At 36.7% G+C, this 15152-nt stretch carries 8 protein-coding genes; 2 read left to right on the top strand and 6 right to left on the bottom strand.

Annotation, left to right across the window (positions count from 1 at the left end):
* Nucleotides 1–187: 187 nt before the first annotated feature.
* The 5 genes from OOA_RS01215 to OOA_RS01195 form a co-directional block, all read right to left on the bottom strand.
* Nucleotides 188–565, bottom strand: coding sequence for a hypothetical protein (locus OOA_RS01215; protein WP_008910292.1), 378 nt, complete (start codon nt 563–565; stop codon nt 188–190).
* Nucleotides 562–5958, bottom strand: a complete 5397-nt coding sequence (locus OOA_RS01210) for a DUF637 domain-containing protein (protein WP_008910291.1) — start codon at nt 5956–5958, stop codon at nt 562–564. Before OOA_RS01210 ends, OOA_RS01215 begins: the two co-directional genes overlap by 4 nt.
* Before the next feature lie 21 nt (nt 5959–5979).
* Nucleotides 5980–7521, bottom strand: coding sequence for a ShlB/FhaC/HecB family hemolysin secretion/activation protein (locus OOA_RS19885; protein ID WP_236611154.1), 1542 nt, complete (start codon nt 7519–7521; stop codon nt 5980–5982).
* Between the two features lie 722 nt (nt 7522–8243).
* Complete coding sequence (iolD, locus tag OOA_RS01200) at nt 8244–10181, bottom strand: 3D-(3,5/4)-trihydroxycyclohexane-1,2-dione acylhydrolase (decyclizing) (RefSeq protein ID WP_008910289.1); 1938 nt, start codon at nt 10179–10181, stop codon at nt 8244–8246.
* Nucleotides 10182–10192: 11 nt separating this feature from the next.
* On the bottom strand, nt 10193–11704 hold the full coding sequence (locus OOA_RS01195) for a CoA-acylating methylmalonate-semialdehyde dehydrogenase (RefSeq protein ID WP_008910288.1): 1512 nt from the start codon (nt 11702–11704) through the stop codon (nt 10193–10195).
* 561 nt (nt 11705–12265) lie between these two features.
* On the opposite strand from OOA_RS01195, the gene OOA_RS01190 reads away from it, so the two are divergent.
* A complete protein-coding gene (locus OOA_RS01190; protein WP_008910287.1) occupies nt 12266–13102 on the top strand; it encodes a MurR/RpiR family transcriptional regulator in 837 nt (278 codons plus the stop codon).
* Between the two features lie 339 nt (nt 13103–13441).
* Nucleotides 13442–14437 carry a hypothetical protein gene (locus tag OOA_RS01185; protein ID WP_236611153.1) on the top strand — a complete coding sequence of 332 codons (996 nt, stop codon included), beginning with the start codon at nt 13442–13444 and terminating at the stop codon, nt 14435–14437.
* Nucleotides 14438–14706: 269 nt separating this feature from the next.
* Here OOA_RS01185 and OOA_RS01180 read toward each other — a convergent pair whose 3' ends face one another.
* Nucleotides 14707–14961, bottom strand: coding sequence for a helix-turn-helix domain-containing protein (locus OOA_RS01180; protein WP_008910285.1), 255 nt, complete (start codon nt 14959–14961; stop codon nt 14707–14709).
* Between the last annotated feature and the right edge of the window lie 191 nt (nt 14962–15152).

Below are 15152 nucleotides of genomic sequence, written 5' to 3'. Positions count from 1 at the left end.
ATTTCCCCATAATGGACAATACCGTTTTTTGTCGGTTTAGATTGACTAGTTTCACGATCTATATAGTTACCAATTACAGCAACGAATAAAGATAATCACTACCTTCACCCGCCAAGCCAGACGAGTGATTATCCGGCTGGCTAAAGCGTAATAAGCCTTCAAAAGAAGATACGAGTGTGGACTGAGATCATGTATAACGTTCTTTAAGCCTAGACATAGAGCGTTCTATTGAGTGTTTATTGCTCGGTTCAAAACTTACATAACTATCTGTTATTACCTGCATTAGCTCAACAAATTTAGGAGGGGATAATGTTGAGCTTTCATAGTCTCCAAGGATAAAACTGACTTCATCAAACTCGTTTGGATCATCTAAATCTTGGTCTAAGACATATTCTAGTCCTTCGGAAACAACACATCCAATCCCCCTCGATGCATCATAAATAAATTGCTGAAAATTCATTTTTTGCTCTTTATACATAACTTCTAATAAACAATATAAATCTCTTCCTCCATTTTCTAAGAGGGATTGTTCTACTTTTTTCAACCAAACTAAATTATTTATCATTTGCTATTCCTCGAGGGCATTGTAATAAAAGCATTGCTTATTTCACCTGTTTTCGAGTCTTTGGTAACTCTAAACCAATATCCATCAACTTTCACATCATATAGACCTTTTGATGGGTTAAACTGAAAGTAACTCTCTGCCTGTTTTGCTGCTTGATTTGACATATTAGTAACTTTTATGTCTGGTAGTACTGCAGGATCATAAGTTGTTTTTGACTCAACTTTCTTATACCCAATAACTTTACCTACACTTGGGCCATTACCTGCTATAGCTGGTAATTGATACTTATACTCTATTAATCCTGGAAAACTATTATCTGTTGTTTTCAAATTAATTTTTGCACCTGCTATTTCTACAGACTCCAAGAAAGCATCTTGTTTATGCGCCCCTGATATTCCTGTTTTTTTAGCATTTAAAACACCTAATTGGGTATTATGCGCTGTAATTTTAGAGATGAAATTTTCAGGAATAAGCTTATTCGCGACTATAGCCTTTTTATTAGCAGCGATCAGCCGCTGCTCTTTTTCTATAATTGGCGTTAATGAAGTCGTATTTAGCTTTCCACCTGCCAACAGTGGCTTAGCGCTTTTTATCATCGAATCGGCTAAAGCTTTTGCTACCTCATCAGAACTTGCAATGACCTTATAGCCCGCACCCCCGATGGCAGCACCTGAAATAGCCGCTTCTGGAACAACAATATCAGCGACACCAATTCCTATTTTGTTAACACAATAAACAAAACTGGCTTTACAACTAGTTAAAGCAACTTGAGCAGTCGCTAATAATTCAGGAGTTGCCGCGACGACAAGTTCACCACCAATAACAAGAACAGCTCCTCCCCCTGCGACTAAGCCAACAAGTGCAGCGGCTTCCTGTCTCGCCTCGACTCGTCGCGCTGCTGCTTTATCCCCTTTAGCGGCTGCAAACATATCTTTATTATTTTCTAATGCTATTTCCGTTAGCATATGATCTGTGTAGTTATAAGAGAAAACGAGCTCAGCACTATTCGCTGCTGAAAAAGCGCCTTCAGGCTTATGTGTTACTAATGCCCCCGCAAATGCGCCTAATACTTTCGTAAACTGTGTTTCCGCCTTATTTCCACTTAATGCATTCTGCATTAACGCAATTTGCTTTTCTTTTTCATTCAGATATGACGGTTTAAATAAATTACTGTCTAGTGTGATCGCAGCAAGCTCCGCAGCTAAAGCTCCCACAACCGCCCCTTTAGCATCACCACCCGATATTTCAGCACTTATCCCCGAAACAACAGCGTGGCTTAAAACTTTTCCTGTATGACCTAAAATCTCACCGTTATTACCAATCAGTTTTGCCCCTTCAGCGTTAATTTGATTGGCCACATTGCTCAGTAAAGCATTTCTAAAATTATCGCTAAAGCTTCCACCCTGAATCGTTGTGTTTAATGTAGAACCAATCACTGAATGAGAAGCAACTCGCTGTGCAACTTTAGTCCAGTCTCCATTACTGAGTAAGGGTAATTTAGCAGCGGCAGGGTTTCCTGATGTCCATCCCATTTTGACATCTAAACCATTTAATGCACCAGAGATAACCATTTGGGTAATAATGGTTTTGACTGTCTCACTTTTACCTAATGTATTAAGTGTTTTAGATAAATCACCTTTATTTTCTGCCAATGCGACGGCTGCTTGGCTCGTGAGCGCTGTCATTCCTGAATAGCCTGCACCCGCAATAACGTCTGCAGTCATTCCAGTCGCGCCCGTAGCAGAAACAGCGCCTTCACCTGCCCATGCCGCTAACCCTGAACCCGATGTTGCAGCCGCAACAACGATCATAATTAATGCTGAAGCTACGGGATCCAAACTTTGGCTTTTATAATCCCAACTATCATAGGCATCTTTTACTAAATTCCACTGCACATCTTTACGATCTTTTAGTCCTGCCAGCCATTTCGTACCTTTTGTTTCACCTAAAACATTCAATGCATTCTGCAAACTTTGATTATTTTTAGCCTTAACATCTGCAGTAATACCTTTTTTAGCGTTAACCGTCAGTTTTCCGCCAATATGAAGTACAGGTAACACCCACTTATCATCTTTATAGCCTTTATTACGCTGTGTAATATAAAAGCCTTTTGAGTTTGAGATGATTTGTTCAAATGTGGTATTTTTAACAGCTTTAAAATTAACTTTGCCAGTTTGACTAATAATTTTTACATTTTTACCCGTATTAATTTTTGTGGCTTCTAATGTCACATCATCTTTGGCGTATAAATTAATATCCTTACCTGCCGTAAATTCAGTGACCTTATTTTTTCTTTCGCTATATGTTTTATTAACACTGTTTTTGGTAATACAAAGTGTCCATTTATTGCATTTCTCTTCTTCTTCTTCATAGTGGCTAGTTTCTTCCATCGCTTGTGCATAGAGATAGCCACCTTTTGCAGCAATGTCCATCATACCTTTAGCGGCAAGGCGAGATGCTTGAAATAAAATACTGCCTTCTGAAACTATTGTTAGATTTTTAGCGCTATTAATATTAGAACCAATTTGACGGTATAAATCTTGTAGCTCGTTACCTTCTTGCTTGCGATAGTGTGTTTTAATTGATTCAAATCGAATATTACCGCCAGCAGAAATATTAATATCATTGAGTGACTTTAATGAGCTTCCCTGAGAGGTAATTGTACTATTAGAGGCCAATGTTAAGCCTTTATCACCAGAAATAGAGGTTGTCACATAACGAGTATCTTGCAAGTCTTCATGACTATCTGGAATAGCGGAATATAAGCTTGCAGTGAGCTTCATATCTCGACCAGATAATATAGTGGTGTTGTTCTTAGATAGAAGTAAGGCTGATTTTAAATCTATATCACGAGCGGCATTAAGCGTAATATTACCGTTTGCTATCAATTGGGATCGCAATTCAGGATAACGATTGGTTTGAAAGAGAGTATCAACATCCTTGATAGCTTTTGAAGCTAAGTTAATATCTTGACCTGCATTAAAAGTCAGAGATTGGCCACTTTTAAAAGTGATACCTTGGCTGAGAATACTTCCTCCAGCTGAAAAACTCATATCACCCAGACTTTCCCATATTCCCACTTTTTTTATTTGTTGATTAACAGTATCTTTTTTTTCTAATTGAGATTCGTTCAAAAACCGAGATTCCTCTCGGGAAATTTTCACATTACCATTTGCAGTAATATTTAACTTACTAAACTTACTTAAAATAATGTTATTTATAAGTATATTCTTACCTGCATTAAAATTAATTGTATCTGAGACATTAATAGCAGAACCTGACAACAAACCTTCTTTATATATATGGGGGGGATTCAATGTATAATTTACCCCTCCATTTTTAGACATAATTAAAGCATTTTTACCAGAAACGTTAACATTATTTAATTTAACATCACCATTTGACAATAGACTTACATTTTCATTTCCCGTTAAATATGAATAATTCAAGTTCATATCTTTACTCGTGATTAATGACAGTTCATTTAATGCATTAATCTTAGCCACTGCATAAATATCACTACTGCTTAATAAAATATTTTTCGCCCTTATATCATATGATTTATTTTCTATTTCATGTAGCTTTTTTATTGGCAAACTTGTTATTGGAGACTTTCTATTTATATTGATTTTGTTTTTAAAATCTAAAGCCAAACTTTTTCCAGCAGAAATAAAGGGGATATCATTTTGATAAACATTCCAAGATGAATATTTATCTACTAATTTGAAAAGTAACGGTTCACTAACATAAAAAATATCATACGTCCCTGTATCCTCTGTTTCATCCGCATAAACACCTAAATCTTGGTACGATGAATGATATTTATTCCATATATTTATCTCGCCAATACCTTGATGAAATAAATTAGCATTATTTCCTGTTAAAATTAAATCACCTTGTGATTCAATTCTGCCATTATCATTTATAAATTCATTGGCATTAACATAAATATTTTTTCCAGAACTAATCTCCCCCAGTTTTTTCGTTAATGAATAGACCTTCCGCTCAACATTAATTTGGTTTCCTTTTTCCATATCTATGGTTCCAAACCATTTTTTATAATTAAATTTCTCTAATTCAGGGTATAAAGTAATAATGGAAACAACTCCCTCCCTACTACCAAAAAATGACGCAACAACATTATTTTTACTTGTTGAGTTAGCAGGAATCACTAGTTCAGAAACTGGATTAGTCAATGTCATATTAGAGAGATTTTTGGTTCTAACAACTAAATCACCAGTATCGGTTTTTATCGTTGCCGATTTATTTTCAATTAGAGTGCTTAAATCCCCCTTTGCATTCTTTTGCATCCATAGATTGTCTTTTGCTTGAATAAGCGCTTTATCCCCTGAATTACTAATGGTATCAGCAAATACACGCATATCCTTTCCAGCGATCACTTGCCCATTATTATTTAAGGTGTTTGCCGCTAAAGTAATATCTTTCTGCCCACTTAATTTTGCATTATTACTGATTTGTAAATTTTTCGTGCTGATATTAATTTCATTTTTCGATTGAATATTGCCTGCTAACGTAATCTTTCCATCGACAGTTAACGTCAAATCATTTTGAGTCGTTTGAATATTACTGAGATTCACTCCTACACCATTTTCGGTGCTAACTAAACGTACTTGATCCGCGTACATCCCCCCAAGTGCTTTTGTATCAACCGAAATACTCGGCTTTTGTCCTTCACCTTTAGCTGGGATGACCGTGCCTTGTTGAATATCAACACGATTAGCCCCCTGCACTAGCATTAAATTTTTTGCTTTAATTTGACCGTTCAGTTCCGTTGCACGGCTGATAATATCGGCATAGCTTTGTGCTTGTACATCCATGCCTTTACCACCAACAATGACACTGCCTTTTTTAACTTCAATCGCGGATAATGCACCTTGTTTATCCATAATGGGCTTACCCGTTGTTAACGTAATGGCTGGGGTATTAATAAAACCACAGCCATTACAGGTAATCCCATTTGGGTTGGCAATTAAAACATTGGCTTGCTTTCCCGCTACCTCTAATATCCCTTGCAATTGTGAATGCCCACTACCTACAACTTCATTAATAATTAAATTAGCAGCGTGAACTTTTAAATTTGCATTCGCCTTAACTTGGCCTGCTAATTGAGAATTAATATTATTTATTGCGTTATTAAGAACAGCACCTTGTTTATCAACATTAAAATTTTGAAATTTATTGTGTGAAACACCAATATTATTCGGTGTTGCAATATTAATGATAGGAACATTATTTTGTTGTGTTATTTGCGTATTTTTATCTGCGGGTGTAATGCCTGCACTCCAAGCAGGATGAAGCGGATAGATAGCAGTGATAAACATAATTCCATAACCTAAAATCCTTTTAGGGAAAGAGGGAATATCATTGGGCATCAAAAAGCTCCTATAAAGTAATTATATCGATAATGAAACTGACCAATACATTGACCAATTGTCAGGGGTTAAATCTGATGGATAGTACAGAGGTTTACTCAGTAGAAATTGAGATGAAAGTTTTGAATTGCCAATGACAGATAATCCTATTGCACCACCCGCAAGTGTATTTTGGACAACATGATATCTATCACCCGCAATATAGCCGTAATCCAACGCAGCAATAAAATCCAATTGACCAATATCAGTACTGGCAATCTTGGTATTTATTTCATTACGCCAATACAAACCACGATTACCACTCAATGACTGCTCTTGATAGCCTCGAACCGAGTATTGACCACCAATGCTAACGCGCTCGATTCCATAAAGATTATCGGGGGAATATTGACCATAAAACGATGTTAAGTACGTCATACCATTAGTAAAATAGTATTGATAACTGCTGCTTAGGCTATATTTACGATAATGGGTACGCGGTGAATCTACCGCAATATAATCAGGCGACGATCCAAATACTGATAGACCCAATTCAAATGCTGGGTTGAACGTAAAATAACCTTGTCCTAGTATTGTGCTGTATTGTGGACTAAAACTGAATGAAGTCAGAGTTGGACTGCTGATGGTCAGTGTCTGCTGTGCTAGCTGTGTTAGTGCTTTTTTATGTTTTAAACTACTTTGTAATGTTAATCGTTGTTTGCCATCCCGATACATTAGCCGACTAACATCAAATTGTTGGTTGGTATTTTTACCTTCATAATCATATATATATACTGTTGATTGAAACGGTTGTCGTGTTTTATTGCGATAAAATTGATAACGATATGACCAATAACCATAAGGTACATTAACGCTGGCAACATAATAACGATTGTAATGTGAATGACTGAAATCAGTGTCCGTGTTAGCAGAAACCGACCACTGCTCACCTAAACCCAGTATAGAATCGAGCCAAAGACGACCTGTTATTAATGTTTTCCCAGTCGATTGAGTACCCGAGTTATCGATAGTGAATTGACTACTTAACGGAATTTTTGTTGATTTTCTACTAATAACAATTCTTGAATATCCATTTGTTTTTCCAGGTTGGATATCAATCGTATATTTTGATGTTGTCGAATGATTTAACTGTTCTAATCCTTGTTCAATATCCCGTAAATTTAATATCCTCCCAACTAAATCAGGGTATATCATCGTTGACAAGTTTGAGGACGAATTTTCAATATCTATAGATTCAATTCTCCCTTCAATAATTTCAATTACCAACTTATGCTGAGCTAAATTTTGTTCTGGAATAAAAGCTTGCGAGGTGATATATCCCTTTTCAATATAATAATTAGTTATTGTTTTAGCCACAGTTTGGATTTCATTGATAGACAGACAACGGTTTTGATGGGGATTAATTATAATTTGTTGTATCTTTAATGAAAGTATCGAAATACCTGATAGATGAATTTTCTCAATTGAAAAACATAATTGATTTGTTTTTTTTAATTCAGGCACATCCTCAGCCTTAATTATACTTTGATTTTCAAGAGCTTCCCTTTGATTCAACTCATACATAAGCCTCTGTTTTTGCTTAAAATAAATACTATCATAACTAGGGGGTAGAATTTTATTTGATCCAAAACTGACATTAATACTAATGAATAATAATATAAAAACCAATAATAATCTTTTGTCGAAAAAAACAGATAATGACATAACAACACCATCAAAATATAAATTTAATTAACGATATAAAATACAAATTCGAAAAACAATTATTAAATTAACTGAATGGTGGTTAATGTTATAACGCACTAAAAACCAAACAAAAAAAATATAAAAATCCAATAAAAAATAATCAACAGATAATTACACCAAATTCAATATTAACTCAGACTTTAATAAAATAAATCATATGATTGACTGATTATTATTGAATGCGCGGTAATAAATAAGCTATTTATCGTTACTTTAATATATAATTGAAAATATTATTTTTAAAAATAATATACTTATTATTCACTAAATGGGTTTTTAAAATAATGACTGCAAATATATTGATAAACCTCATTCATATAACATAAGTAATCATTAACAAACAAAAAAACCCAGCTTTCGCTGGGTGAAAAATATTCTAAACGTGTTAACCACGCCAAAGGACCGACAACCACCAACTCATTCTTACGAGCGTCCTGCTATACCCTACTTCTCCATACTCGATTCACTGACACCAATCCACTTCTAAAGGCACTAAGCCAGCGGTCTTTAGATCACCACTCTCCCTACAGAGTGATGATCTAGTATTGGCGTACGTGATTTGCGACCATTTCCTTAATTTTATCTGCTGCACAGACAATTTCAGGATTCTGAGCAACCTGAGCTGTACCTGTACGCCACCATGCTTCATAACCATTGGTCATTGTTTTAGGTAGCACTTTAATATCAATCAATACACAGCCTGAATGTGACTTGGCATCTTCAATCGCTGCAATCAACTGCGCTTCATCATGAACACGGTAACTTTTACAACCATAACTTTCAGCATTTTTGGCAAAATCAACTTTCACTAACGGTCCATCCATCTTCCCTGTTTTTGGGTTACGATGACGGTTTTCAGTACCAAAACTGCCCATACCTTGACTCATTTGCAGGTTGTTAATGCAACCAAACCCTGCGTTATCAAATAACAGAATGGTTATTTTAAGATTTTCTTGGATAGCAGTTTGTAATTCACTATGCAGCATCAAATAAGAACCATCCCCCACCATCGCATATACGGGTTGCTCTGGTGCGGCAATTTTTGCCCCGACTGCCGCCGCAATCTCATACCCCATACAAGAATAACCATATTCCAGATGATAAGTATCAGGATATTTAGGGAACCAAATACGCTGTAAATCACCCGGTAGAGACCCCGCAGCACCCACAACGATTGCATCATCTTCCATATACTGTTGCATCAGCCCCAACACACGAGTCTGAGTTAACTCAGTTCCCAAAGCTTCACGGTATTCGTCTATTTTATCATCCAGATGACCGGCAATTTCAGGTATGAAATCTAATGGCCTGTATTGAATCGAGAATAATCTTGTTAATTCAGTTTGCCATTGTTGCTTGGCTTGTTGAATGCTATCGCCCCACTGAGCTTGATATCCACTACCTTGCAATAAAGTATCGAGTGCGGTCAGCCCTTCTTTTGCATCGGCTACCAACTTCAATGCATCGAGCTTGCACGCATCAAATTCAGCAACGTTAATATTGAGAAATTCAACATTAGGATGACTAAATAGAGATTTTGATGCCGTAGTAAAATCAGTAAAGCGAGTACCAACACCAATCACTAAGTCAGCTTCTTTTGCCAGTAAATTAGCGGCTAATCCCCCCGTTGTACCAATACCACCCACATTCAATGGGTGACTTGCAACAATTGCACTTTTACCGGCTTGAGTTTCTCCAAATGGAATAGCGAAGTGTTCAGCAAAAATGCGAAAAGCGTCGTGAGCTTCTGAATAACGAACACCGCCACCACACACTAGCAACGGCTTTTGCTTACGGCGAATTAAACTAACAGCTTCTGCTAAACTGACAGTTGTTGCCGGACGGCGTTCAATTCGATGCACTCGTTTAGCAAAGAAATAGTCTGGGTAATCCCAAGCCTCACCTTGAACATCTTGCGGCAAACAAATCGTGACAGCTCCAGTATCCGCAGGATCAGTCAGTACACGCATGGCATTGATCATCGCTGCCATCAATTGTTCAGGGCGCGAAACTCTATCCCAGTAGCGAGATACAGGTCGAAAACAATCATTGGTGCTAAGCGTGCCATCACCATATTGTTCAACTTGTTGTAAAACCGGATCAGGCTGACGCGTTGCAAACGTATCGCCTGGTAGTAGTAAAAGAGGGATACGGTTTGCGGTCGCTGTTGCCGCCGCAGTTACCATATTTGCCGCTCCCGGCCCAACAGAGGATGTAACGGCACAAATTTGCTTACGCTTTTTTTGTTTAGCAAAACCGGTCGCAATATGCGCCATGCCCTGCTCGTTACATCCTTGATAAACCTGTAGGTGTCCAGGCGCCTCTTCCAGCGCCTGCCCTAAACCTACCACGTTACCATGACCGAAGATGGTAAATATTCCCTGAATAAACGGATACTGCTCACCATCAACTTCAACATATTGCTGGTTAAGAAACTTAACTAATGCTTGAGCTGTGGTCATTGTCTGCTTATTCATAGGGACTCCCTTTATTCCATAGTTGGCATTGTGAAACTACTTTCATGATGCTCTAGGCGGACGCTTGCAGGCCAACGGCTGGTCACTGTTTTCATGCGCGTATAGAAACGAACACCATCATTACCGTGAACATTCAATGGTCCAAATATAGAACGTTTCCAACCGCCAAAGCTGTGGAACGCCATTGGGACTGGGATAGGAATGTTAATACCGACCATACCTGCTTGAACATTTTCTTGGAATTCACGCGCAGTTTCACCATCACGCGTAAAAATTGCCGTTCCGTTACCATACTCATGTTGGTTAATTAATTGCAAACCCGTTTCGAAATCTGGGACGCGAACAACCACAAGTACAGGCCCGAAAATTTCTTCTTTATAAATATCCATTTCAGGCGTGACATTATCAAACAATGTTGGGCCAACAAAATAGCCATTTTCAAAACCTGCCACTTTGAAATCACGACCATCAACCAGTAATTTCGCACCTTGCTTTTCACCGCTAGTAATATAGTCACAGATTTTTACTTTATGCTGAGCTGAAATTACTGGCCCCATGTCATTTTCTTTACCTTCGACAATACCTGGACCTACAGTCATTTTGGCAATTTGATCTTTAAGATTTGCAATCAATGTATCTGCGGTTTCATCACCTACAGCCAATACGACTGATAGAGCCATACAACGCTCGCCAGCTGCACCAAATGCAGCTCCCATAATTGCGTTGGTCGCTAGATCCATATCGGCATCAGGCATTAGAATACAGTGATTTTTTGCCCCACCCAATGCTTGACAACGCTTGCCATGTTCGGAAGCTGTTGTATAAATATATTCTGCAATCGGTGTAGAACCGACAAAACTGACGGCTTGCACTTCAGGCGCTCTGAGTAACACATCAACAGATTCTTTGTCACCTTGAACTACGTTAAATACACCATCAGGTAAGCCCGCTTCTTTTAGTAATTTGGCTAATTCAATTGCAAGAGAAGGGTCTTTTTCAGATGGCTTGAGTACAAAAGTATTGCCCGTAGCTAATGCAACAGGGAACATCCACATGGGCACCATAGCAGGAAAGTTAAACGGTGTGACCCCTACGCAAACACCTAAGGGTTGCATTAAAGAATGGCTATCCACCCCCGTTGCAACATTCGCTGAATGCTCACCTTTTTGTAAATGGGGGATACCACAGGCAAACTCGACAACTTCCAAACCTCGAGTCACTTCACCAACGGCATCTGAAAAAACTTTACCATGTTCTTGAGAAATTAAACGCGCTAAGTGATCCATATTTAATTCAAGTAATGCTTTAAATTTGAAAAGGATACGAGCGCGTTTTAGTGGTGAAAGTTTCGACCACTTAGGGAAAGCTTTATGAGCGACCTCTATCGCCTTTTTAGTTTCAGCAGCACTGCTCAATACAACTTTAGCTATTTGTTCACCTGTTGCTGGATTAAAGACGGGTGCAAAACGCCCACTTTGGCTGGAAACGAGTTCACCGCCAATAAAATTCTGAATCTGTTGCATGTTGCCTCTCTTTGACTGATAGAGTTACTTTGTTAATAAAGGTATATGAAATATTCATTTCATTTTCAACTAATATTGAAACAACATTCAATTTCTGTGATCCAGTCAGAATTTTTATGAAATTGTTGCTAGAAGGTAAAGACACTCGTTTCAAAAATCGCTCTAATCATTCTTTAGCGTGAACGCAATATGAATTAATTATTCCATTTTGTAGATTCGTTTTTCAAAATGATTCGACTAATGATCGAAAATAACTACAATTAACAAAGGTTCTTAAGCTTTGATAATCAGTTTATGTTCGAATTAAGAGCCTTGATTTAAGGTAAAAAACAGGAAAGGCGAAAGGTTCGCCGCTTAGTGAACTAGGTAAGATCCCCTCAACGTAGAATAAATGAGTGAAACGTCTTTTAATCGAACCCGAGGGCTGCTTTTAACCATTTTTCATTTGAAATTATGATTATTAAGTTAAATTCATTAAATAATTACATTGAGCGCTTTTTGATCTTTGATTGCTTGCAAGCAACAGAGGTCAACAGCCCCTAGCCTAGTCATGGAGATTTTATGTCAACTGCATCGAACTTGAATGAGTTTCAGGAGCAAGTACGCTCCCGTTATGACGAACTAAGTAAACGGCTACAACAAGTGGCACGATATGTATTGGATAATACGAATAGCGTGGCCTTTGATACTGTTGCTGTCATTGCTAAAGAAGCTAATGTCCCACCATCGACTCTCATTCGCTTTGCAAATGCTTTTAATTTCAGCGGGTTCAATGAAATGAAACAATTATTTCGAATGAACTTAGTTGAAGAAACAGCAAGCTATACAGATAGAGCCAGATTATTTCGCGAAATGGATAGCGAGCAAGAGCTAAGTGACGATCCCTCTCAAATTCTCAAAGAGTTTGCTCACTCCAATGCTCAAGCGTTACAACAAATGGCCGCAAGAACTTCAGCGGAAGATCTTGAAAAGGCTGTTTCTCTACTCGCCGATGCTGAAAATGTTTATATCATTGGTTTGCGTCGTTCTTTTAGTATTGCGACTTATTTAAGCTATGGTCTTAGCCATCTTGAATGCCGTCCTCAATTAATTGATGGACTTGGAGGCATGTTCAAAGAGCAGATTAACCGAATTGGAGAGAAGGATGTCGTTATCTCCATCAGTTTCACACCTTATGCGGAAGAAACCATTATGGTTAGCGAAAAAGCAGCACAAACGGGGGCTAAACAAATCGTCATTACTGATAGTCAAATAAGCCCACTCGCAAGTTTTAGCGATGTGTGTTTTGTTATAAAAGAAGCACAGGTTGATGCGTTTCGCTCTCAATCAGCCACATTGTGTCTCGCTCAATCATTAACTGTAGCATTGGCTTATCGCCAAGGCAGCAAACTGATTTAGTCAAAAAGGGCTTTATTCACAAATACTTCAGTAGTGACTAAGCCCTCAATCTATCGATTGCATAACTATGTGGTCATACAAAATTATCTCTCCCGCATACATCAAGTTACCAATTTCATCATGTTATAGAACTTCTTATACAATAGTGAAATAGCAATATTTTTGCGATTTTTCGCTTCTCGCTTATTGATAACTCGGATTACTTGAGGAATATAAGAAACTGTGAGACTGGTCAGAAAATACAAATTTCAAAAAAATTACCAATGAAATTATTGCATCACACTGTTATGTTGAGATTATGTAAATACCTGAAAGCAGAAATGTCGCTGAGGAAAGCCCATGATGAATACACACTTTCTTTATTTGTTTGGCCATCTTCGCTTACTCGAAGAACAGCATTCTCTTGTTTCACTAAATCGAACAGGTATTGGCTTGATCGGCTCACCAATACATAATTTGTGCTATAGCGAAGCCATATTGCATAGTCAACCGCATTGTGAGCTTAAATCTGTTTGCTCACTTGACTCACCTATACCTTCCGCTTCTTATTACATTTGCCAAAAAAGAAAAATAGAACATCTGATTGATAATGAAACGGTAGATGCGATTATTGTTACTTCTGTATGCAGTGAAGAGTTATTAAAATTTATTATTCAAACAGCAGTAAGTGCAGGTAAAAATATTTTACTGAATAATGTTCCAAATTATGGAACTAATGAACTATCCGATATACTGACGTTAGCTAAACAAAATGACGTTAATATCTGCCAAGATAATGTACTGAGTTTTTCTCAACAGTATGATGAGCTAAAATTAGCACTATCCGATAATAAAACGCGTGATACGGGTTTATTACGTTTGTCTGCTCATCGTATTATTGAGGAAGATAACCATCTCCCCTATAATATGCTACATTCGCTGATAGCAGAAAAAGTCTTGTTATTACTCTGCTTACTCCCTGAATTCAAAATAAATTCTCTTTCCATTCAATACTCTCGCCCACTTGTATACATTGAAGATGGTGATGTACTTATTATTAATCTTCGCAATGAAAATGGCTTTTTAGTTTCGTTCGAATTATTTTTTAACACTGGAAATATTTCCGATAAATTATCATTAAAGCAATCGAAAAATAACTTTCAATTTGAGAATATTCTAATTTCCAATAACCTGAATTCAGAAATTACTGAAAACTCACTTATTATAAAACAACTAGACCATTTCATATTAAGTTTACATAAAACCAAAAAGATAGCGATAACTACACAATTAATGAATATAAATAAAATGACTGTGTCGATTTTAAATCAATTAAAATTTGATAAATTTATTTAATATTTATAAAGCGTTACACTAATTAATCGTTAGGTTAAATATAACCATAATGATTAATTATATGAATTAAAATTAAATAACCTAGTGTATTATTACTTAGAAAACAATCAAGACTGGAAGAAATAGAATCGATCAATTAGTGATCCTACAATTTCTTCCAGTTCGATTATATGGCTCATAGTATCTCTCTATGATTTTCAGTTTTAGTATATTTACTAATTGTGTTTACAAGATAGTATATTACCTTCCCTGCCCTGATGAATTCCTTTTTAATGAATAGTACAACGAGTGCCTACGTTAACGTTAACAACACCATGTAAAAATGCTGTTGGTTCCAAGTTAAATAAACATGCAAATTGAAATAAAGAGTCAATATCAATACAGCTTTCACCGCTTTCAAAACGATTCATTTCGTCTTCGGAAACACCAATTAATCTCGCAGTTTGTTCTAATGTCATTTTATGACTTTCTCTTTGCTTGCGGATCTTAATACCTAACATTTTTGCAATATTGTCTTTTTGCATAATAAACTCCTAAAAAAATAATCAAATTACAGTAATTTTGTGGATGCGTAAATTACCATTCTAACTCGATAAATTAATTGATTTAAATTAAAGAATAGAGCTAAAAAATCATCCATTTACGACTCTCAATAACAGACAAAAACAAAAAAAATACTTAATACATTGAAATAAAAAACTTTTTATAAAATATA

Source organism: Providencia burhodogranariea DSM 19968 (assembly GCF_000314855.2).
GTDB classification, from domain to species: Bacteria; Pseudomonadota; Gammaproteobacteria; order Enterobacterales; family Enterobacteriaceae; genus Providencia; species Providencia burhodogranariea.
This window is presented reverse-complemented; position numbering and strand designations above follow the sequence as displayed.

Coding starts and splice junctions, on each gene's coding strand:
- OOA_RS01185 (WP_236611153.1), top strand. CDS start 13,442: ATGATGAATACACACTTTCTTTATTTGTTTGGCCATCTTCGCTTACTC.
- OOA_RS19885 (WP_236611154.1), bottom strand. CDS start 7,521: ATGTATGAGTTGAATCAAAGGGAAGCTCTTGAAAATCAAAGTATAATT.
- OOA_RS01180 (WP_008910285.1), bottom strand. CDS start 14,961: ATGCAAAAAGACAATATTGCAAAAATGTTAGGTATTAAGATCCGCAAG.
- OOA_RS01190 (WP_008910287.1), top strand. CDS start 12,266: ATGTCAACTGCATCGAACTTGAATGAGTTTCAGGAGCAAGTACGCTCC.
- OOA_RS01215 (WP_008910292.1), bottom strand. CDS start 565: ATGATAAATAATTTAGTTTGGTTGAAAAAAGTAGAACAATCCCTCTTA.
- iolD (WP_008910289.1), bottom strand. CDS start 10,181: ATGAATAAGCAGACAATGACCACAGCTCAAGCATTAGTTAAGTTTCTT.
- OOA_RS01195 (WP_008910288.1), bottom strand. CDS start 11,704: ATGCAACAGATTCAGAATTTTATTGGCGGTGAACTCGTTTCCAGCCAA.
- OOA_RS01210 (WP_008910291.1), bottom strand. CDS start 5,958: ATGCCCAATGATATTCCCTCTTTCCCTAAAAGGATTTTAGGTTATGGA.